Source organism: Flavobacterium sp. CG_23.5 (assembly GCF_017875765.1).
GTDB lineage: Bacteria > Bacteroidota > Bacteroidia > Flavobacteriales > Flavobacteriaceae > Flavobacterium.
Genome location: NZ_JAGGNA010000001.1, coordinates 1,613,777 through 1,635,386 on the forward strand (window position 1 = coordinate 1,613,777; position 21,610 = coordinate 1,635,386).

Here is a 21,610-nt window from a genome sequence, read left to right on the forward strand (position 1 = left end):
AATTCGTTATATTCGCCCTTATATTTTTACAGCAGAAAATCACGGTAAGAATTTCAGCTTTGGCCGCAAGGAGTGAGCCCCCAGTCGAGTGTGCAACACGAGCGACTGGGGTCGCGATAGGGAAATTTGTCCGATGATTTTGGTATAAAAATATTGAGGTTGAAATCGAAGATTCATGAATACCACAAAAATAATATTAACCATGAATATTTTTTGTTTCTTTTGAAGTCAAAGATTCACGAACTCCAATTAAATATTAACTCGTGAGTAATCAAGACAAAAGAAAAAAACAACCCATGAATATTTTTTGTTTCTTTTGAAATCAGAGATTCATGAACCCCAATAAATTATTAACTCGTGAGTAATCATGACAAAAGAAAAGAATCTTTCAATAAACAAAAAACATGTAACAACAGCACAGGCTTCATTATCTGTTTCTTTTGAAATCATAGATTCACGAACTCCAATAAATTATTAACTCAACCCGACTTTTCTTTCACAACTTGTGAACCACCTTGTGATATAAAAACAATTAATTCCAACAATTTTACACCATAACAATTTAAGAAAATCTATTATGGCAAATCAAATCCTTACAAGAAGAACCGTATTATTATCATTATCACACGGACAAAGGAGGACTTGACAGCATGCCCGTATTGACGAAGTAATCTCGTCAAATGTAATTTTATGTCGTTAATGAAACGCCACTCAGAATCCTAAACCTCAACATGTAACACAGTACTCGGATTACTGATTACTGATCACTAAAAACTGATCACTGATTACTAAAGACGGAACACTAAAAACTGACCACTGATCACTGATCACTGATTATTGAATACTGACCGCTGATCACAGAATACTGATCATTAAAAACCAAATACTAAAAAACCAAACACTACCACATGAATTACATGAAACACCATCTCACTGGTTTCTTTGACCGCATCATACAAGACCAGAACCTCAACCCTACTCATATCAGTTTATACCTTTCACTATTTCAGTTCTGGAATACAAACAATTTTCAAAATCCAATTAGTATAACTCGAGATGAGGTAATGCAAATTAGCAAGATCGCTTCTAAAGCTACGTACCACAAATGCATGAGAGAATTAAATGAAAAAGGATTCCTTAGATATGAACCCTCATTCAATCCTTACAAAGGTAGCAGCGTATACCTAATCGATTTTTCAGCAAGCGAACCCATTAATAAAAGAAAAAGTAGTAGCAGGAAATTTTGAAAAAAAACTCCCCTCTCCTCTGGCTGACGAATAAAACCTCTCCCTAAAATCAACTAAAAATCAACTAAAAAAATGGCAAAAGTAATAGCTCCTTTTTTAATAAAAGGAACAATCGATGATATCAACTTTGTAGTAACTGCCGATGGAAATAATTATGCACGATCAAAACGAGAAGCTAGCTTAACATCCCTAGAGTTCAATAAGAATCCCATATATGATCGTATTCGCAACCATGGCAAGGAATTCGGGCACTGCGCAAAAAAATCAATTATTTTTCGCCAGTTGGCAGTACAGTTCAACAACCTCGCCAAGGATGGCAGCTTCGCAGGTAGGGTAAATAAACTTCTATTCGGTATTCTTCAAGAAGACACCACCAATCTATTAGGAAAAAGAACCCTCTCGGAAGGTTTAAAAACCAGTGAGGGCAAATCAATGTTGTTATTTTTTGAGGGCAACAAACTAAGGGCCTTACGCCAAGTTCTTAAAATAAAGGAACAGTGGCATCAGCAAAGCCAAACAATAACACTGACTGACTTCTTGGCAAGCGAGCACTTAGATTGGCCTTCAGAAGCCACCCATGTGTATTTAGCAATTGCCACAGCCAATTGGGATTGTGAAAACGACACCTTCCACACCTCCTACAGCAACGAATTGATACTGGATAAAGAAGCAGAAAAACAAACGATAACACTATCCACACTGGCACCTGTAGGGAATGAATTACACCTGACATTCCTTTTCATAGGATTTCTAAAACAAGAGAGCAAAAAACAAAAATTCTTACATAGAAAATACAACACAATAACACTAATAGGGTATCAAAAGCCGCAAAAAAACTAATACCTGATCACGGATTACTTAACACGGATTACTCAACACTGCATACTATCTCATGAACTACTTAAAACACCTTACTGAATTCTTTGACCGTATTATGCAGGATCAGAACCTCAACCCTACCCATATCAGTTTATACATGGTCTTATTTCAATTTTGGAACGTAAATCGGTTTCAAAATCCTATTACCATTACCAGAGATGAGGTGATGCAAAGCAGTAAAATTTATTCTAAAGCTACTTATCAGAAATTCAGGAGAGAATTAAATGAAAAAGGATTCCTTAGATACGAACCCTCATTCAATCCTTACAAAGGCAGCAGTGTACACCTAATTGACTTTTCTGCTGAGTAGGGGAATCGATTGCTCGTGAATCGAGGATTCGTGAATCGGTGTTTCGTGAATCGATTGTTCTGATTTCGGTTGACGATTCACGAAATAATGATTTTATTAATTGGATTAATAAGAGTATTCGAGAAACAAATTTAGAGAGCAACTAAGAAGATTTGACACCATAACTTCACTCACCCCGTCCTCTCGGATTTACACACAATAGTTAGCCCAATGAGTGAAGTGCGGTTATAAGAGGAACAGCACAATAATAGAAAACGTGTTTTATAAAAGAAAGGGCTGAAAAGCTCGCTCGGGTGCAAATCCACTATCGGGATTGGCAATATAAATCAGGAAATTTGTTTGAGAATTTCCCTTTCAGAATGGCGAACCAAGACTTTGAATTTTTCATACCATTGTTTCCAATCCGCAGTACCCATGTCTTTTGCGAGTTCTTTTTCAAAATCCGCAAGTGCGACATAAGACGATTCAAAAATCAGTCGGTAACTTTCTCCCGTAAAGTCGGTTAAAACCCGATTTCCGGTTGTTTGTGGAAACAATCCGCCTTGTGTAGCCTCATCAATCAAAGCTTTGGCATCTTTATAACGGCCAAATTGGAGATAAAAGATTTCACGAACGATATACATGGGTACAAAAATTAGGAGTTAAACAAAATAATTTTACACGTATAAAGTTATGAAATAATACAGTTGATTCATATTTAAAGTATTGAAAAACAAAAATAATCCACTGATTAAAAGGATTTTAGCAGATTAGCACAGATTGATAGTATTAAAAACGATTCTCGATACACGTCACTTCGAGTAGCGAAGCATATCGAGAAGTTTTGCTACATTACATTTCGTAAAAAACACTTCCCGAAACAAGTTCGGGATAAACGGAACTGACGTTGTAGATAATTACACCCATCAGGTTATTATTATTATTTAGGTGATTGATATTATCAAAAATCTGCGTTTATCCGTTGCATCTGTGTCTGTCATCCTGAGCTTGACGAAGGGTGTGTGCCATTTTCGTCTTTAGTGCGCATATTGGAGTCTAAACGTCTCCGTTTAACCAGGTTCATTCCCCTCTTGAAAGCGAAGATTCAACGACTCCAAACAAAATAATATAGGGAGTTAGAGGGGTTAGTGGTGTGTTTTTTATTGGTCTGCCTACTCAACTCCCCAAACTAGCAGCCAAGTGTGGTTAGCACCTATACTGAAAATAAACAGAAAATTCAATTCCAAACCCAAAAAGTGCAACATAATGCTCTATTTGATTAAAAAACAAATCAACAATAGCTAATTCCATTAAAAAATGCACTTTAGTGCACTTTGTTGTGTAAATACACATTTAAAATGTATATTTACATAAAAAAAAGCCATATAATGCACTTTGAAGAATTAATAAAGACCATAAAAGAGCGAAGACAGATGCTTCAGGTTACCCAAGAAACGGTAGCCGAGTTATCAGGTGTTGGTCTACGAACATTAAAACAATTTGAAAGTGGAAAAGGAAACCCTACACTGCATACGTTACAAAAACTGGCTGATGTGCTAGGCTTAGAAATCAGTTTAAAAATTAAAAAATAGATCAGATCGCTAATGAGAAAAGCAGCAATAGTATATAAAGAGGAAGAAGCTGGCATCTTAATGCAACACGATGGCGGTTCTTTTACATTCCGTTATAATGATAATTGGATGGCAGACCCCAATAAGCCCGGTATCAGTCTTACTTTACCTAAAAACCAGCAAGAATTTAATTCAAAATTCTTGTTCCCTTTTTTTTACAACATGCTACCGGAAGGATCTAATAAACAAGTAGTATGCAAGTACAATAGAATAGATAATGACGATTATTTCGGCTTACTGATGACTGTCGCAAAATACGACAGTATCGGAGCAGTCAGAGTTGTTAAAACAGAAAAATGATGAGTTTAGCTGAAATAAAATATTGTCCTGGAACCTTAGCAGAAGGTTTTGACACCTATAATAGAACCTGCTTGAAAAGAGTATTTCAGGGTAAAAAAGTGTATCATATATTACCTTATGATGCACCAGCATCCAATCCTGAAACGGATAAACTTTTTGAAGAAAATCGAAAACAGATGTCCATTTCAGGGGTTCAGGAAAAATTCTCTGTTCTACTGGATAAGAACAAATTACGACTTGCAAAGGAAGAGGAACGTGGTGCTTATATTCTAAAACCAATTCCCTCCATAGGTAAAAGGCCGGATCAGATGCCAGCCAATGAACACCTAACCATGCAAATTGCCCGTCAAATCTACGGAATAGAAACAGCTGAAAATGCATTAATCTTCTTTAAAAATGGAGCTCCTGCCTATATTACCAAGCGATTTGACATAAAAGAAGACAGCACTAAACTAGCACAAGAAGATTTTGCGTCCTTGTCCGGAAGAACACCACAAACCCATGGAGAGCATTATAAGTATTTAGGAAACTATTTAGAGTTATTTCAACTAATGCAAAAACATTTACCGGCATACAAATTAGAAGCTCCTAAACTTTTAAAAATACTTATTTTTAATTATCTGTTTTCAAATGGAGATGCGCACTTTAAAAATTTTTCTTTGCTTGAAACCCCAATGGGAGATTATCGATTAAGTCCTGCCTATGATCTATTGAATAGTCGTATTCATATTGAGGATAAAGACTTTGCACTAGATGACGGGCTTTTACCGCGAAATCTAGCAGGAGGAAAAATGAGTCAGCAATTTGCCAAATTATCAGAACAGGCGGAAATCAATGTGAAAATTTTCAATGAAATTATGGAACTTATGCTTTCAAAATCAGAATTTGTAAAAAAAATGATAGCAGCATCTTTTCTCAGTGATACTACAAAAAGAAATTATTTGCAAGCCTACCAAGGTCGTTTAATACAACTAATGAAAGGATAAGACATTTTTGACTTAACAAATTCTTACTTCCAAACTTATCAGCACATGTTAACAACACTCGAACTGACGTTGTAGATAATTACACCCATCAGGTTATTATTATTATTATTATTATTATTATTTAGGTGATTGATAGTATCAAAAATAGCCCACTGATTAAACGGATTGTAACAGATTATCACAGATTGATAGTATTAAAAACGGTTCTCGATACACGTCACTTCGAGTAGCGAAGCATATCGAGAAGTTTTGCTTCATTTCATTTCGTAAAAAACACTCGAACTGACATTGTAGATAATTACACCCATCAGGTTATTATTATTATTATTATTATTTGGTTGATAGCAAAACAAAAAAAGCCCAAACCGCACTACACGGAATGGACTTTAATTTTGTTCAACTTCAAATCATTGCAATTCAAGTCAAACTAATGTTTGCGCTTCTTAATTATACATTTGAGTAGCATTGATATTATAAAACTGACTGTTGCTCCAATCGCGGCCAACACCGCAGTTCTCAAAATATCGTCCGAATTTAAATTCGGTACCAAACTCAAAAAGACACCGCCAGCGGTATTTATTTTGGTGGAAATATCAATATGCATTGATTTTACACTTTGCTATCGGCAGCCCTAATTCCTGTCGCAGGAGTAAGGGCATCTTCATTGCCTGTGGTTATCTGGCTTACTGCCGAAAGTACGCCGCCTACAACAGTTAAATAACCGGCAACGGAGCCCAAGACAACAGGCAACGCAATGGGTGCGGCCAGAATAGTTCCGCCCACTGCTACCAATGCCAATCCAATATTTCGAAGCACTTTGAAAAATTTTGGCGTTGGAGCTTTCGCTCTTTTTACTATATTCATAATTACAATTTTAAGACCTGCTCGCTGCAGGCTGGTTGAACAATTAAACACACGTCTTCCTCCCGGTCTAACCTTTTATAAATTGACTCTTTTAATTTATAAAAGGCGCTTCGTGACATCAAACCTAAACCTGCTCCCGAAATTTTCGTTACGGGAGCGATACAGCCCTTTAATTCTAAAAGGGCATTGTTTGCCGGATGAATCAGAATCCCTTTTCTGTTTTCCACATTCATCACTTCCAAATGCCACTTAAATTTGTCGCTGTACCGCTTTCTGATACAATATTTCCCTTCCGGAATGCAAGAAACTTTCTTCTCATTTTTCTTCCATGGCAATTCAATGGTGTTGCAAATAAATTTACCCTCGCATTCGAGTTTACCATTTGTTCCATCAGGGAAATAAGTTCTGGATAGTACTATAACCATTTTACAATCCGCTTACTAAAACCAAAGCCAATGGATTGTAAGCCCCATTTTTCAATGGATACATTCGGCCATTCACTTCTTGATAATACTCCACTCCAAGTGCCAAAAACAGGGGACTTACGCTGTTTGGATCTACGGCATTCAACTGCTGGATAACAGCCGTAGGCGTGTTGTCCCAAGGAATTATTGCCGTTTCTGAACTTGCCACAACAAAAGTTTCTGCTTCAAAATTAATAGCAGCACCAGCTGAAATAATTTTAAAATGGCTTGTTCCTCCTGGAGCTGCAATCATATTCGCTGGAACAAAGGATGCCAAATCAACCGAAATTTCACCGGTAACCCGATCAATTGTCCCAACAAAAGGAGCAAATAGACTGGTTCCCAATTTCCCACCAATATTGAACTCAAAGCCCGCAAGCAATTCCGCCTCACCATCAATTACATTACGCAATCCACGTTCATTTACTAAATCTGCTTGGATTACTTTAATCATGGACTGGGTCAAACGGCTCACCATTCTATTGTCGGCCGTATTTAAAAGTAACGTTCGAAAGGCGGTTCGCAACGTTTTCCCTGCCTTGCCTGCCCTGCCAAATTCAGCGCCATTCTCACGTGTTCGTTGAAACGCCGGATCACTTGCAATTCTACTGGCTTCAATTCCGCCTTTCTCCCGAGCCAAATGCCCGTCTTTGGTTTTGTAAAAAGTAATATCCCCGATAGTCCCTTTTAATTTAATAATCCCTTTCTGTCTTGCCATAATTTGTTAAAATTTAAATTTAAAATAATCCAACTACTCTCTCATTCCGAATATTCGTTGCAACTAAATCTTGAATGATTTTAAACAAAGTTTTCATTAATTAATCCACATTTCAAAAAGCCAGCGTCCATAACGGTACTAAAAGGTACATAATTACCTACTTTAGTCACTTATTAAACAATTGTTTTTCATATATTTACAAAAGTAAAACCCAATATTGTGGCAAATAAGAACAATAGGGGCAGCTAATACATTAAAACAAGAAGTGTGATTGCAAGTAACATCAGGGTATGTATTTATCCAAAAGATGTACAACGGATTACAGGTAAAACATACCGACAAGCAAGGTTGTATCTGAATAAGATCAAAACCAACTTGAATAAAGAACCACACCAACTAATTTCCATTGAGGAATTTTGTGTGTATTCAGGGCTTCAAATGGAACATGTGGTACGTTGTATAGTCGGATAAAGGTTTAAGGCAATTAAAAGAGTCTGCACCACTTCCGAAATCGAGCGATACGGGTTCAATAAGAAGTTCAGCAAGTTGTTCAAATAATAGTTCTCTCCCATAAATTCATCTTGATGCAATAACTTTTTAATACAACGAAACTATTTTGCTATTGCAGCATACAGAATAGCAAGTTATGCAGAAGGACTCCCTAACCAATTTATTTACCATTCATCATAAAAGAATAGAATAATGTATGTTATTATGAACAAAAAAGCTCAATTTGCACCCGGTAATAAACATTCATGAAATGAATACAAAAAACAAGAACTCAATTTTAGTCACCTGGTATCGCTCAGCAAAAATGGAATAGAAGTAATGGTTTATATGACTTTAATTGTATCGATGCTTATCTTAATTTATAAAAAAGCCAATAACCTTGATTACAAAACAGTTAAGAGAAGATTTGTAATGGAACTAAGAGAACTTATTACAGCAATAATGATACTATTTTTAGGAGGGGATCCTTCAAAAGTCTTTAAAACATAAGTGGCCGGAATTTCTTCCGACCACTCGTAGACTAGGGGGACATCTTTTTTATTTCTAATTTCTTTCTTTTTAAGAAATTCTTGAACCTCTTTTTTACTAACTTCCTTTACTCTTTTAAAGAAAATCAATTGTTGAAATATTAAAATATCTGCAATACAATATATGTTACGATCCCAAATGTAGAATTTTATTTGCCAGAATTTAGCACTTTTTCAATGTCATTATAAGTCGCAACTATATATTCAATATTCGGATTGTCATTATGATAGAGGAATGAAGTATATAAATTATAATTTATTCCTTCAGAATCAAAGGATATAATATTATCAATTTTAGTAACAAATTGATTAAATGAGCTATTTCTATACCACCTATCAAAAACAGTAAAGCGAATTTTTCCTTTCCCGTGGTCGTCTGAGCAAATATAAATTAGAGAATTATTCATATTAGAAAAAAAAGCACAAACTATATTTTCAATAGTTTTGGACACCAAGTTGTCGAATGGCTCTAATTCATCGCTAACCTTTTCGATTACAATTTGATAAACATTTTCAATTAATATATCGCTAGCTGAAATAGAATTTAGAGTTTCATCCACTAAAAAAGCAATCCTATATAAAATATTATTTTTGGTGATAAAACTATAAGTGCTTGTGAATTCGTCGAAGGTATAACTATAGAGGTTTGGCAAACTTAATTCCTTTTTGAGTTAATGCTTCAATAGGAGTATTACCTTTCAAGAATGAACGAACCATTGACTTATCTGAAACCATTTTGGCTACAGATTTCATTATTGTTTCTTTATTGATAACTTTCTTGTTCATTTTACAAAGATATTACAACATTCACAAAGTTAATTAACATCTCCATCACTTATTTTTATAATTAAATCATTCATTATAAGCACTCTCTATTACTTAAAAGCATGTTCTTCTAAAATTTCTTTATCAATAGTAACTTTCCATCCCTCAAATATAGAACGGGCAATAGTGTTTTTTTTGTAATGTAACAGTTGAAATATTCTGGTAATTAACCGCGTAGCACACGCTACGTTTTATATCCTAATGTAAATAGGCACTCGTCGCAGGCAAGCACCAGATTGTAGTTTCAAACTAGGACGAGAGGGATAAAAAAGAACGCAACGCTAACCTCCCTTAAAAAACGGGACTGTACTATTTTCTATTATTAACTAGTTGGATGTAATTCATTCTTGATTTTTTTTAACACATAGAAACATAGTTTTTTTTCGATTTTGAAAGTCGTTTCACTTTACACAAAGAAAACATAGCTATGTGAACCCAATAATTGGTCTATTCAACTCTTTTTTCTATGATTTTATGTGGTTAAATTTTATGTTTAGCGATTCAATGTCTTTTCTGTATAATTACTCCCAACTGGATATTATTATTTAGTCGATAGCAAAACAAAAAAGAGCCACTGATTATTCGGATTGTAACAGATTGTAACAGATTACCACAGATTAATATTATCAAAAATCCGCATTTATCCGTTGAATCTGTGTTAACTGTGTGCCATTTTCTGCTTGAGTCTGCTCAGTGGATAGTCCTATTTATTATCATTTAGGATATAGCAAAAAAAAAGCCCAAAGATTAAACTTTTGCGCACCTCTTTTCTTGTATTATTTTGGAAGTACAATTTCAGCTCTGAAGCCTTTATTGGTTTGAGAATCGAAAGTAAGCGTTCCATTTACGGCCTGAATACGGTTTTCGGCATTTTGAAGGCCATTTTTCAAAATTAGTTTTTCCGAGAAGCCTATTCCATTATCTGAATAGTCAATTTTTATCGTATGGTGTTCTGCATCGAAACCAATGACCACAAAACTGGCTTGGCTGTATTTTTTCATATTGATCATCAGTTCTTGCAAGACTCTTTGCAGCGCTATCTTTTTTTCGGTTTGCACTTTTGACCAGTCTATGGAATTTCCGTTTTTGATAATCACTTCGGTACTGTTGCTTTTGTAGCTACTTAACATTTGTTTTAAATTATGTTCAAAAGATGCTCCCGTTTCTATAGGGCTATTTTCTCTGGAGAAATTTCGTGTCCTGCCGTATATTTTGTCCAAATGGTCTAAAAGCGTTTCTTTTTTAATGGGATTTTGTAAATCTTGGGTTTCGGCAAAAGTCATCGCATAAAAAACATCATTGGCCAGTTCGTCATGGAGTTTTTTAGCAATTCTGGTTTCCGTATTATAACTCGCCTCGAAGCGTTCCCGTTTGGTTTTATTTTGGTAATAATTGACTAGCCCAACGACAGCGAAGAGCAACAAAATGAGTCCAAAAATGAGTAGGTACTTTTCGTTTTTTTGTGTTTCAAGTTGGAAGAGTGTTTCGGCTCTTTGTCCCTTGTATATTATATTTTCTAAAGTCGCTTTTCTGGAATCATACTTGATTTTAGCAAATTGATTTTTGGCATTGTTGCGCACTTTTTTAATACTGTCGTTTAGATTTATAAATAATGTGGCGTAACTATTTACTCCATTTTCTGGATTATGCGACATTAAAAAAGCCAAGGCTTCCAATCGTTCGTCTATGCTCTGATATTTTGTGGCTGCATTATACCCTTGCAGGGCATTCTCTTTAGATTTTTGATAGCTTCTATTTTTATAAAAATCAGCTAAATGCAAATAGCTTTCTATACTTCCATAGGAGTCTTTAATTTCGGTTCTGATTACTAAAGCCTGCTTCATTAATGCCAGTCCCTTTGGAATCTGATTGTCTTTGTAAAAAGCAAATCCCAGATTGTCATTAATTCTAGCTTTTTTATTCTGAAGCGTATCTAAAAAATGGGATTTCACATATGGTTCTAAAATTTTTATCGCTTTTCTATACTTTTTTTGCTCTATATAAACTGTGGCAATATTATTGAGAGCTGTAAATCTAGATACAGAATCGTTGGCTGTTTTTAAAATGGTGGAATAATAACGAACGGCATCATCGTAATTCATCAGCTCTGCTGCTGCAATACCAAATAAATTATTTGCAGCCATTTGATATTGTAAATCATTATTTATATAGGGTAAAGCCTCCGTCAATGTTTCTTCACTGCTGTAATAATCACCGGAAGTCTGCTGAATATGAGCCATTCCAATAAGATTATAGGCAATGTAAGAGCTGCTGCCCTCCTCTTTAAATAATTCTGTAGATTTATTATAATAGTAGAAAGCACTATCTAATTTATTTTCGCTAGTAAAGGAATCTCCTAATGCTGAGTATTTCTGGCCTTGGATTTTTTTTGCGCTTACTTGTTTTTTAGAAGTATCAATAGTTGTATCTAAACGTTTTTGACACGATACGATAGAAAGCAAAAACATTAAAATTAATAACGGGGAACGCAACATATAAATTTTCTTTGCCCGAAATTAGTATTTAATTGTAAACAATGACTTATAATTTTGAATTTTTTGATGGTGCATACTAATTTGAAAAATACATCTTCAAAGGCTACGATAGTACTGCATTGCTATTGGAAAAAGTAAAACAAACTCAAACACCAGCCGCAGTATCAGCTGTACCGAATGAATTATAGCTGACGTTAGTTTTCATAGGATTTCTATAACAAAAACGAAAAAAAACATCCTGATAAAGAAAATGCAGCACAAATACCTTAATTGCGTATCAAAATCCTCAATAAAACTTATCTCTGAACACTGAGACTGGACACTAACCCCTGATTACTGAACGCTGAGACTGAGCAATAACCACTGATTACTGAGACTGAGCACTGAACACTGATCACTGAATACTGATCACTGGACACTGAGACTGAACACTGAGACTGGACACTAACCCCTGATTACTGAACGCTGAGGCTGAACGCTGAGACTGAGCACTAACCACTGATTACTGAGACTGAGCACTGAAAACTAATTAATGACCACTGAGACTGAGCACTGAATACTAATTACTGCACACTGAATACTGAACACTGAACACTGATCACTGAATACTGATCACTGGACACTGAGACTGAACACTAACCCCTGATTACTGAACGCTGAGACTGAACGCTGAGACTGAGCACTAACCACTGATTACTGAGACTGAGCACTGAAAACTAATTAATGACCACTGAGACTGAGCACTGAACACTGAATACTGAACACTGATCACTGAACACTGAACACTGAACACTGATCACTGAATACTGATCACTGGACACTGAGACTGAACACTGAGACTGATCATTAATTACTAATAACTTTTTTCTACCTTTGCATCATGTTTACACTTTTCAAATCAAAACCGGTACTAAAGGACCTCATTCCTGAGGGGCACATTGACATTCACTCGCATCTTTTGCCTGGCATTGATGATGGCGCGAGAAATTTTGAAGATACTTTACGCCTCACACAAGCGCTCCAAGGTTTTGGCGTTTCCCAGTTTATCACCACTCCACATATTATTCAATATGTTTGGGATAATACCCACGAGCAAATCCTATCTAAGAAAGCAACTACGGCTTTGGAATTGGAGAAAAATAATATTACTGTTCCTTTTAGCGCCGCCGCAGAATATTTGATGGATGATCAGTTTGTGCAGCTTTTTCAGTCACACGAATTACTGACGCTAAAAGATAATTATGTATTAGTTGAAATGTCTTATATCAATGCCCCAATCCAACTGTATTCTATATTATTTGACTTGCAGGTGGCGGGATATATACCAGTGCTAGCCCATCCAGAACGCTACTTATTTTATCATAACAATTTCAATGAGTACGTAAAACTAAAAAGAGCGGGGTGTTTATTCCAGCTAAATTTATTGTCGGTAGTGGGTTATTATGGCGCCGAAATTACTAAAATAGCCGAGCAACTTCTGGCAAAAGGAATGTACACTTATGTGGGTTCTGATGTGCATCACGACAAACACATTGCTTCATTTGATCAAAAAGTAAAACTAAAAGACTTGGTTCCACTAAAGGAAGCGATTGCCAACAATCAATTTTTTAAGGTTTAGTAGCTCATATTTTTTCCATTGCATTGGTTCGTAAGTTCCGATAGTTATCGGAATTAAAAATTGCAATTAGCTATTTTTGAAATCGTATTGCGAATAGTTGGTAAAAAATCTTCTCGATACATTTTTGGCTTATTGTAAGTTATTTTCAAAAGATAATTCTTCAAGCCAAAAACACTTGAAGAGACGAGCGTGAATTAGTAAAAAAATAGATACCGACAACATTTCTCATGCCTCATTAAGTAAAGTCTGCACCGAGTTTCTATCGAAGCGTCAGTTCGAGTGATTGAAAAGCTAAAAGTAGAAGTCCTGTAAAATAAAATCATGAAGCTTTTAAATCGTATCGAGAACAGTTTGAGTGATTGAAAAGCTAAAAGTAGAAGTATAGTAAAGTGAAATCATGAAGCTTTTAAATCGTATCGAGAACAGTTGTCCAAAAAAAACTTCTCGATACATTTTTGGCTTATGATGCTGTTTTTCCACATTATAATTCTTCAAGCCAAAAACACTCGAAGAGACGGGATTGAATTAATAAAAAAATAGATACCGACAACATTTCTCATGCCTCATTAAGTAAAGTCTGCACAAAGTTTCTATCGAAGCGTCAGTTCGAGTGATTGAAAAGCTAAAAGTAGAAGTCCTGTAAAATAAAATCATGAAGCTTTTAAATCGTATCGAGAACAGTTCGAGTGATTGAAAAGCTAAAAGTAGAAGTCCTGTAAAATAAAATCATGAAGCTTTTAAATCGTATCGAGAACAGTTCGAGTGATTGAAAAGCTAAAAGTAGAGGTAAAGTAAAGTGAAATCATGAAGCTTTTAAATCGTATCGAGAACAGTTCGAGTGATTGAAAAGACCTTAATTAAATTTTTTCTTGGCGAGATTCACCAAAGCATCAAAATCTCCATTAATTAAAGCTTCTTTTTTAGCTCTTGACCATTTTTTAATTTGTTTTTCCGTTTCTATGGCCAGATTAATATCTGTAAATTCACAATAAAACACCAACTGCAATGGTCTTCTACTACAAGTATAACTGTCAGGATAAAATCCCGAATCATGTTTGAAAATCCTACTTGTCAAATTACTAGTAACCCCAGTATAATAACTAGTATCAGAACATTTTAAAATGTAAACAAAGGATTGCTTCATAGTATCCGCTTTAAAAACAATTAGGAAATCATTATCCATAACGCAAGTTCATCTGTTTAGAAAACTGTCGCGATTTAAAGTGAAGATAATACTTTAAAACCTTTACTGTAAAATTTGATCAATAGCGATTGCAAAAAAAAACTTCTCGATACATTTTTGGCTTAGTGTAAGTTATTTTAAAAAGATAATTCTTCAAGCCAAAAACACTCGAAGAGACGACTGTGGTTTCAAAAAATAAGATAGGTGTCGACAACATTTCTCATGCCTCAATAAGTAAAGTCTGCACCGAGTTTCTATCGAAGCGTCAGTTCGAGTGATTGAAAAGCTAAAAGTAGAAGTCTTGTAAAATGAAATTATGAAGCTTTTAAATCGTATCGAGAACAGTTGGTCAAAAAAAACTTCTCGATACATTTTTGGCTAATTGTAAGTTATTTTCAAAGAATAATTGTTCAAGCCAAAAACACTCGAAGAGACGACTGTGGTTTCAAAAAATAAGATAGCTGTCGACAACATTACTCAAGCCTCATTAAGTAAAGTCTGCACCGAGTTTTTATAGAAGCGTCAGTTCGAGTGGTTGAAAAGCTAAAAGTAGAAGTCAAGTGAAGTGAAATCATGAAGCTTTTAAATCGTATCGAGAACAGTTGGTCAAAAAAATCTTCTCGATACATTTTTGGCTTATAATGCTGTTTTTCCACATGATAATTTTTCAAGCCAAAAACACTCGATGAGACGACTGTGGTTTCAAAAAATAAAATAGGTGCCGACAACATTTCTCAAGCCTCATTAATTGAAGTCTGCACCGATTTTCTATCGAAGCGTCAGTTCGAGTGATTGAAAAGCTAAAAGTAGAAGTCAAGTGAAGTGAAATCATGAAGCTTTTAAATCGTATCGAGAACAGTTGGTCAAAAAACTTCTCGATACATTTTTGGCTTAGTGTAAGTTATTTTCAAAAGATAATTCTTCAAGCCAAAAACACTCGAACAGACGAGCGTGAATTAGGAAAAAAATAGATACCGACAACATTTCTCAAGCCTCATTAAGTAAAGTCTGCAACGAGTTTTTTATAGAAGCGTCAGTTCGAGTGATTGAAAAGCTAAAAGTAGAAGTCAAGTGAAGTGAAATCATGAAGCTTTTAAATCGTATCGAGAACAGTTGGTCAAAAAACTTCTCGATACATTTTTGGCTTAGTGTAAGTTATTTTCAAAAGATAATTCTTCAAGCCAAAAACACTCGAACAGACGAGCGTGAATTAGGAAAAAAATAGATACCGACAACATTTCTCAAGCCTCATTAAGTAAAGTCTGCAACGAGTTTTTTATAGAAGCGTCAGTTCGAGTGATTGAAAAGCTAAAATTAGACGTCACGTAAAATGAAATCATGAAGCTTTTAAATCGTATCGAGAACAGTTGGTCAAAAAAAACTTCTCGATACTTTTTTGGCTAATTGTAAGTTATTTTCAAAGAATAATTGTTCAATCCAAAAACACTCGAAGAGACGACTGTGGTTTCAAAAAATAAAATAGATACCGACAACATTTCTCATGCCTCATTAAGTAAAGTCTTCACCGAGTTTTTATCGAAGCGTCAGTTCGAGTAATTGAAAAGCTAAAAGTAGAAGTCAAGTGAAGTGAAATCATGAAGCTTTTAAATCGTATCGAGAACAGTTGGTCAAAAAAACTTCTCGATACATTTTTGGCTTATTGTAAGTTATTTTCAAAAGATAATTCTTCAAGCCAAAAACACTCGAAGAGACGAGCGTGAATTAGAAAAAATATAAACATCGACGACATTACTCAAGTCTCATTTAGTCTAGCCTACCCAAAGTTTTTTATAGAAGCGTCGGTTCGAGTGATTGAAAAGCTAAAATTAGACGTCACGTAAAATGAAATCATGAAGCTTTTAAATCGTATCCAGAACAGTTGGTCAAAAAAACTTCTCGATACATTTTTGGCTTATTGTAAGTTATTTTCAAAAGATAATTCTTCAAGCCAAAAACACTCGAAGAGACGAGCGTGAATTAGAAAAAATATAAACATCGACGACATTACTCAAGTCTCATTTAGTCTAGCCTACCCAAAGTTTTTTATAGAAGCGTCGGTTCGAGTGATTAAAAAGCTAAAATTAGACTTCACGTAAAATGAAATTATGAAGCTTTTAAATCGTATCGAGAACAGTTGGTCAAAAAACTTATCGATACATTTTTGGCTTAGTGTAAGTTATTTTCAAAAATAATTTTTCAAGCCAAAAACACTCGATGAGACGACTGTGGTTTCAAAAAATAAAAAAGGTGCCGACAACATTTCTCAAGCCTCATTAATTGAAGTCTGCACCGAGTTTCTATCGAAGCGTCAGTTCGAGTGATTGAAAAGCTAAAAGTAGAAGTCAAGTGAAGTGAAATCATGAAGCTTTTGAATCGTATCGAGAACAGTTGGTCAAAAAACTTCTCGATACATTTTTGGCTTATGATGCTGTTTTTCCACATGATAATTCTTCAAGCCAAAAACACGCGAAGAGACGAACGTGAATTGGGAAAAACATCAGCATCGACGACAATACTCAAGCCTATTCAAGCGAAAACTACTCTAAGTTTTTTATAGAAGCGTCGGTTCGAGTGATTGAAAAGCTAAAATTAGACGTCACGTAAAATGAAATTATGAAGCTTTTAAATCGTATCGAGAACAGTTGGTCAAAAAAAACTTCTCGATACATTTTTGGCTTAGTGTAAGTTATTTTCAAAAGATAATTCTTCAAGCCAAAAACACTCGAAGAGACGGGATTGAATTAATAAAAAAATAGATACCGACAACATTTCTCAAGCCTCATTAAGTAAAGTCTGCAACGAGTTTTTTATAGAAGCGTCAGTTCGAGTGATTGAAAAGCTAAAAGTAGAAGTCAAGTGAAGTGAAATCATGAAGCTTTTAAATCGTATCGAGAACAGTTGGTCAAAAAACTTCTCGATACATTTTTGGCTTAGTGTAAGTTATTTTCAAAAGATAATTCTTCAAGCCAAAAACACTCGAACAGACGAGCGTGAATTAGGAAAAAAATAGATACCGACAACATTTCTCAAGCCTCATTAAGTAAAGTCTGCAACGAGTTTTTTATAGAAGCGTCAGTTCGAGTGATTGAAAAGCTAAAATTAGACGTCACGTAAAATGAAATTATGAAGCTTTTAAATCGTATCGAGAACAGTTGGTCAAAAAACTTCTCGATACATTTTTGGCTTATGATGCTGTTTTTCCACATGATAATTCTTCAAGCCAAAAACACGCGAAGAGACGAACGTGAATTGGGAAAAACATCAGCATCGACGACAATACTCAAGCCTATTCAAGCGAAAACTACTCTAAGTTTTTTATAGAAGCGTCGGTTCGAGTGATTGAAAAGCTAAAATTAGACGTCACGTAAAATGAAATTATGAAGCTTTTAAATCGTATCGAGAACAGTTGGTCAAAAAAAACTTCTCGATACATTTTTGGCTTAGTGTAAGTTATTTTCAAAAGATAATTCTTCAAGCCAAAAACACTCGAACAGACGAGCGTGAATTAGGAAAAAAATAGATACCGACAACATTTCTCAAGCCTCATTAAGTAAAGTCTGCAACGAGTTTTTTATAGAAGCGTCAGTTCGAGTGATTGAAAAGCTAAAAGTAGAAGTCAAGTGAAGTGAAATCATGAAGCTTTTAAATCGTATCGAGAACAGTTGGTCAAAAAACTTCTCGATACATTTTTGGCTTAGTGTAAGTTATTTTCAAAAGATATTTCTTCAAGCCAAAAACACTCGAAGAGACGAGCGTGAATTAGGAAAAAAATAGATACCGACAACATTTCTCCTGCCTCATTAAGTAAAGTCTGCAACGAGTTTTTTATAGAAGCGTCAGTTCGAGTGATTGAAAAGCTAAAATTAGACGTCACGTAAAATGAAATTATGAAGCTTTTAAATCGTATCGAGAACAGTTGGTCAAAAAAAACTTCTCGATACATTTTTGGCTAATTGTAAGTTATTTTCAAAGAATAATTGTTCAAGCCAAAAACACTCGAAGAGACGACTGTGGTTTCAAAAAATAAGATAGGTGTCGACAACATTTCTCAAGCCTCATTAAGTAAAGTCTGCTCAAAGTTTTTTGTCGAAGCGTCAGTTCGAGTGATTGAAAAGCTAAAAGTAGAAGTCAAGTAGAATGAAATCATGAAGCTTTTAAATCGTATCGAGAACAGGTGGTCAAAAAAACTTCTCGATACATTTTTGGCTTATGATGCTGTTTTTCCATATTATAATTCTTCAAGCCAAAAACACTCGAAGAGACGAGCGTGAATTAGGAAAAACATCAGCATCGACGACATTACTCATGCCTCATTAGGTAAAGTCTGCACCTAGTTTTTATCGAAGCGTCAGTTCGAGTGATTGAAAAGCTAAAATTAGACGTCACGTAAAATGAAATTATGAAGCTTTTAAATCGTATCGAGAACAGTTGGTCAAAAAAAACTTCTCGAAACATTTTTGGCTTATTGTAAGTTATTTTCAAAAGATATTTCTTCAAGCCAAAAACACTCGAAGAGACGAGCGTGAATTAGGAAAAAAATAGATACCGACAACATTTCTCCTGCCTCATTAAGTAAAGCCTGCTCAAAGTTTTTTATAGAAGCGTCGGTTCGAGTGATTGAAAAGCTAAAAGTAGAGGTAAAGTAAAGTGAAATCATGAAGCTTTTAAATTGTATCGAGAACAGTTCGAGTGATTGAAAAGCTAAAAGTAGAAGTCAAGTGAAGTGAAATCATGAAGCTTTTAAATCGTATCGAGAACAGTTCGAGTGATCGTGAAGCTAAACTTAAACTTGCAGTAAAATCATAATAAACAAATTCCGAAAGCTTTCGCTGGTAAAAAGAATCGAGTGTTTTTTCACAAACCTTAAAACAATAAAAAGTCTGTAAAGAAAGAATTCTTTGCAGACTTTTTATCTAAACCCAATCTATATTCTTATTTATCCAATAATTGAAAAGTAGAATTCATACTTACAAATTCAGGGACGATTTTCTTCATTTGAAGTACGATATCGTCATTACCAAAAAAGTTAGCCTTATGAATCAGCTCTTCAATATCGAAATTTAAATTCTCAAATTCATCGTGAATTTCCTGTGCAATCATAATTTTCTCATGATAGGTAGGCAAGGTTTTGGAAGTATCATTCAGCAATTCTTCATATAATTTTTCCCCTGGACGCAAACCAACTATTTCAATCTTGATTTCCTTATCAGGTACAAATCCTGCCAACTTGATCATCTTATTGGCGAGATCTATAATTTTAACTGGTTTCCCCATGTCAAAAATATAAATTTCTCCTCCGTTACCCATAGCTCCTGCTTCCAAAACCAACTGGCAAGCTTCTGGTATAGTCATGAAATACCGAATTATGTCAGGATGCGTAATGGTAACCGGTCCGCCTTCGGCAATTTGTTTGGTAAATAAAGGCACCACTGATCCATTAGAACCCAAAACATTTCCGAAACGAGTGGTGATGAATTTTGTAGTCGTTTTATCTTCTGAATTCTGATTTTTAGACTGTAAAGATTGTACGTATTTTTCGGCTATCCTTTTACTGGCCCCCATCACATTACTGGGATTAACGGCTTTATCAGTAGAAACCATTACGAACTTTTTAACTTTATACAAACACGACAAATCAGCTATATTCTTGGTTCCCTCTATATTAGTAAGAATGGCCTGAGAAGGATTTTCCTCCATCAATGGTACATGTTTATACGCAGCAGCATGAAAAACAACTTGCGGCATATACGTTTTAAAAACCCGGTCCATCGCCTCTTTATTTCTAATATCAGCAACTACTGTTCTTATTTTTGCATTTGTGTTTATACTTTCTGTCTCTAATTTCAAGTGGTGCAACGGGGTTTCAGCCTGATCGACCAGAATAATTTTCTTTGGATTAAAAACCAGCACTTGTCTTACAATTTCACTTCCTATTGATCCTGCCGCACCTGTAATCAAAATAGTTTTATCTTTCAATTGCTTCGAAATTGACTTACTGTCGAGAACAATTGGTTTTCTTTCGAGAAGATCTTCAATTTGTATCGTTTTTACTTTTTGAGAAATCTCTTTCTGATTTTCCCAATTGGTAATTAAGGGAACATTATATACTTTGTAATTGAATTCCAGACATTGATCTATAATAATCAATTGTTCTTCTTTAGATAAACTTTTGTCAGCAATAATAACGCCTTCGGCACCTATCGAACGCATTAAAGTGGGTAATTTTTTCTTTTGAACCAAAATGGGTAAATCCAGCATCCTTTTGGAAGCATTTTGATTATTCCTGTCTACAAACCCAACAATTTTAAATCGGGTTGGTGTTTCAAACTTCAAAGCATTCGCTACTGATATCGCATTGGCATCCGTACCGTAAATGATAGTTCTTATCAGTTTTTCGGTTCCAATTTCTGAAAAATAAAGCTCGAACGTTTGTTTTATTATAACCCTATATACAAACAATCCGCAAAAAGAAAGCACTATATTTATAAAAAAAGCTGTGTTTAAAAATGCTTTTTGGCCATATAAAAACTCGTATGAAAAATTAAAAAAAAGAAAGATAACGAGCACCGCCATTTGCGAAAACAACAGCTTCACGGCATCAATATATGAAGAGTGCCTAATAATTCCTGAATAGGTCCTGAATAACCAAAAAAAGAAAATATTTACTATAAAAAAAGATAATACAAAGACAATACTATGCGGTGTGATAATATAATCTAGTCCTGTTCCTCTAAAAATTAGGATCGTAAAAAAAAACGACAATAGCAGAACAGAGAAATCTATCATCACAATTATCCACCGGGGTAAATAACCTAAATTACGAATACTGAATTTTAAATTTTTCCTTGAAAAAAAAGGAGAAGTTAAGGGCTCTGAATCAAAATATTTATTAGTACTCAAAGTATTTATTTTTAAGATTAATGCCTTTTAGTACCCCAAAAATAACATTTAATGAATGGAAAAAAAAATCTAATTGATTCAATTTAATTTAATATTTAAAAAAACAAAAAAAGAGATGGGTTACATCTCTTATTATCAGTCAAAAACTATATCATATTCAGGAATTAAAAGCCT

The 21,610-nt window shown here is 34.7% G+C and carries 16 protein-coding genes; 7 read left to right on the plus strand and 9 right to left on the minus strand.

The genetic code is table 11. From position 1 onward, the window contains the following. Window positions 1-917: 917 nt before the first annotated feature. The 3 genes from H4V97_RS06890 to H4V97_RS06900 all read left to right on the plus strand — a co-directional run bounded on the left by H4V97_RS06890 (window position 918) and on the right by H4V97_RS06900 (window position 2,436). Complete coding sequence (locus H4V97_RS06890; RefSeq protein WP_245345209.1) at window positions 918-1,247, plus strand: hypothetical protein; 330 nt, start codon at window positions 918-920, stop codon at window positions 1,245-1,247. Between the two features lie 72 nt (window positions 1,248-1,319). Further along, window positions 1,320-2,087, plus strand: coding sequence for a hypothetical protein (locus H4V97_RS06895; protein ID WP_209549314.1), 768 nt, complete (start codon window positions 1,320-1,322; stop codon window positions 2,085-2,087). A gap of 52 nt (window positions 2,088-2,139) precedes the next feature. Continuing rightward, window positions 2,140-2,436 (plus strand): hypothetical protein, encoded by a 297-nt coding sequence (locus tag H4V97_RS06900; protein ID WP_245345210.1) that lies wholly within the window; start codon window positions 2,140-2,142, stop codon window positions 2,434-2,436. Between the two features lie 326 nt (window positions 2,437-2,762). Here the strand turns inward: H4V97_RS06900 and H4V97_RS06905 are convergent, their stop codons facing one another. Beyond that, window positions 2,763-3,059: a hypothetical protein gene (locus H4V97_RS06905; RefSeq protein ID WP_196849354.1), complete on the minus strand. Its 297-nt coding sequence runs from the start codon at window positions 3,057-3,059 to the stop codon at window positions 2,763-2,765. Between the two features lie 744 nt (window positions 3,060-3,803). Between H4V97_RS06905 and H4V97_RS06910 the strand changes: the two genes are divergently transcribed. From H4V97_RS06910 to H4V97_RS06920, 3 genes are read left to right on the plus strand one after another with little or no spacing between them, the layout of a single operon-like run. Further along, window positions 3,804-4,007 carry a helix-turn-helix domain-containing protein gene (locus H4V97_RS06910; protein ID WP_196849355.1) on the plus strand — a complete coding sequence of 68 codons (204 nt, stop codon included), beginning with the start codon at window positions 3,804-3,806 and terminating at the stop codon, window positions 4,005-4,007. Between the two features lie 12 nt (window positions 4,008-4,019). After that, a complete protein-coding gene (locus H4V97_RS06915; protein ID WP_196849356.1) occupies window positions 4,020-4,346 on the plus strand; it encodes a HipA N-terminal domain-containing protein in 327 nt (108 codons plus the stop codon). Then, window positions 4,343-5,332 (plus strand): HipA domain-containing protein, encoded by a 990-nt coding sequence (locus H4V97_RS06920; RefSeq protein ID WP_317196493.1) that lies wholly within the window; start codon window positions 4,343-4,345, stop codon window positions 5,330-5,332. The genes H4V97_RS06915 and H4V97_RS06920 overlap by 4 nt, the downstream gene beginning before the upstream one ends. Window positions 5,333-5,941: 609 nt before the next feature. Here the strand turns inward: H4V97_RS06920 and H4V97_RS06925 are convergent. From H4V97_RS06925 to H4V97_RS06950, 6 genes are all read right to left on the minus strand, one after another. Beyond that, window positions 5,942-6,196: a hypothetical protein gene (locus H4V97_RS06925; RefSeq protein WP_209549315.1), complete on the minus strand. Its 255-nt coding sequence runs from the start codon at window positions 6,194-6,196 to the stop codon at window positions 5,942-5,944. A gap of 2 nt (window positions 6,197-6,198) precedes the next feature. Next, complete coding sequence (locus tag H4V97_RS06930; protein WP_209549316.1) at window positions 6,199-6,621, minus strand: DUF5675 family protein; 423 nt, start codon at window positions 6,619-6,621, stop codon at window positions 6,199-6,201. Between the two features lies 1 nt (window position 6,622). Continuing rightward, the gene (locus H4V97_RS06935) at window positions 6,623-7,378 is read right to left on the minus strand and encodes a hypothetical protein (RefSeq protein WP_209549317.1); all 756 of its coding nucleotides are present in this window, start codon (window positions 7,376-7,378) and stop codon (window positions 6,623-6,625) included. A 1,186-nt stretch (window positions 7,379-8,564) separates the two neighbouring features. After that, window positions 8,565-9,068 carry a DUF6169 family protein gene (locus H4V97_RS06940; RefSeq protein ID WP_196849360.1) on the minus strand — a complete coding sequence of 168 codons (504 nt, stop codon included), beginning with the start codon at window positions 9,066-9,068 and terminating at the stop codon, window positions 8,565-8,567. Then, window positions 9,052-9,201, minus strand: a complete 150-nt coding sequence (locus H4V97_RS06945) for a hypothetical protein (RefSeq protein WP_196849361.1) — start codon at window positions 9,199-9,201, stop codon at window positions 9,052-9,054. The genes H4V97_RS06940 and H4V97_RS06945 overlap by 17 nt, the downstream gene beginning before the upstream one ends. Before the next feature lie 815 nt (window positions 9,202-10,016). Beyond that, complete coding sequence (locus H4V97_RS06950) at window positions 10,017-11,708, minus strand: hypothetical protein (RefSeq protein WP_231385402.1); 1,692 nt, start codon at window positions 11,706-11,708, stop codon at window positions 10,017-10,019. 907 nt (window positions 11,709-12,615) lie between these two features. On the opposite strand from H4V97_RS06950, the gene H4V97_RS06955 reads away from it, so the two are divergent. Beyond that, window positions 12,616-13,353: a tyrosine-protein phosphatase gene (locus H4V97_RS06955; protein ID WP_209549318.1), complete on the plus strand. Its 738-nt coding sequence runs from the start codon at window positions 12,616-12,618 to the stop codon at window positions 13,351-13,353. A gap of 853 nt (window positions 13,354-14,206) precedes the next feature. Here H4V97_RS06955 and H4V97_RS06960 read toward each other — a convergent pair. Then, window positions 14,207-14,497: a GIY-YIG nuclease family protein gene (locus tag H4V97_RS06960; RefSeq protein ID WP_196849364.1), complete on the minus strand. Its 291-nt coding sequence runs from the start codon at window positions 14,495-14,497 to the stop codon at window positions 14,207-14,209. A gap of 4,971 nt (window positions 14,498-19,468) precedes the next feature. After that, window positions 19,469-21,325 carry a polysaccharide biosynthesis protein gene (locus H4V97_RS06965; RefSeq protein WP_410505219.1) on the minus strand — a complete coding sequence of 619 codons (1,857 nt, stop codon included), beginning with the start codon at window positions 21,323-21,325 and terminating at the stop codon, window positions 19,469-19,471. Between the last annotated feature and the right edge of the window lie 285 nt (window positions 21,326-21,610).

Bases quoted from the DNA above. Each gene is read 5' to 3' on its own strand.
- H4V97_RS06890 (WP_245345209.1), top strand. From the start codon at position 918: ATGAAACACCATCTCACTGGTTTCTTTGACCGCATCATACAAGACCAG.
- H4V97_RS06895 (WP_209549314.1), top strand. From the start codon at position 1,320: ATGGCAAAAGTAATAGCTCCTTTTTTAATAAAAGGAACAATCGATGAT.
- H4V97_RS06900 (WP_245345210.1), top strand. From the start codon at position 2,140: ATGAACTACTTAAAACACCTTACTGAATTCTTTGACCGTATTATGCAG.
- H4V97_RS06905 (WP_196849354.1), bottom strand. From the start codon at position 3,059: ATGTATATCGTTCGTGAAATCTTTTATCTCCAATTTGGCCGTTATAAA.
- H4V97_RS06910 (WP_196849355.1), top strand. From the start codon at position 3,804: ATGCACTTTGAAGAATTAATAAAGACCATAAAAGAGCGAAGACAGATG.
- H4V97_RS06915 (WP_196849356.1), top strand. From the start codon at position 4,020: ATGAGAAAAGCAGCAATAGTATATAAAGAGGAAGAAGCTGGCATCTTA.
- H4V97_RS06920 (WP_317196493.1), top strand. From the start codon at position 4,343: ATGATGAGTTTAGCTGAAATAAAATATTGTCCTGGAACCTTAGCAGAA.
- H4V97_RS06925 (WP_209549315.1), bottom strand. From the start codon at position 6,196: ATGAATATAGTAAAAAGAGCGAAAGCTCCAACGCCAAAATTTTTCAAA.
- H4V97_RS06930 (WP_209549316.1), bottom strand. From the start codon at position 6,621: ATGGTTATAGTACTATCCAGAACTTATTTCCCTGATGGAACAAATGGT.
- H4V97_RS06935 (WP_209549317.1), bottom strand. From the start codon at position 7,378: ATGGCAAGACAGAAAGGGATTATTAAATTAAAAGGGACTATCGGGGAT.
- H4V97_RS06945 (WP_196849361.1), bottom strand. From the start codon at position 9,201: ATGAACAAGAAAGTTATCAATAAAGAAACAATAATGAAATCTGTAGCC.
- H4V97_RS06950 (WP_231385402.1), bottom strand. From the start codon at position 11,708: ATGTTTTTGCTTTCTATCGTATCGTGTCAAAAACGTTTAGATACAACT.
- H4V97_RS06955 (WP_209549318.1), top strand. From the start codon at position 12,616: ATGTTTACACTTTTCAAATCAAAACCGGTACTAAAGGACCTCATTCCT.
- H4V97_RS06960 (WP_196849364.1), bottom strand. From the start codon at position 14,497: ATGAAGCAATCCTTTGTTTACATTTTAAAATGTTCTGATACTAGTTAT.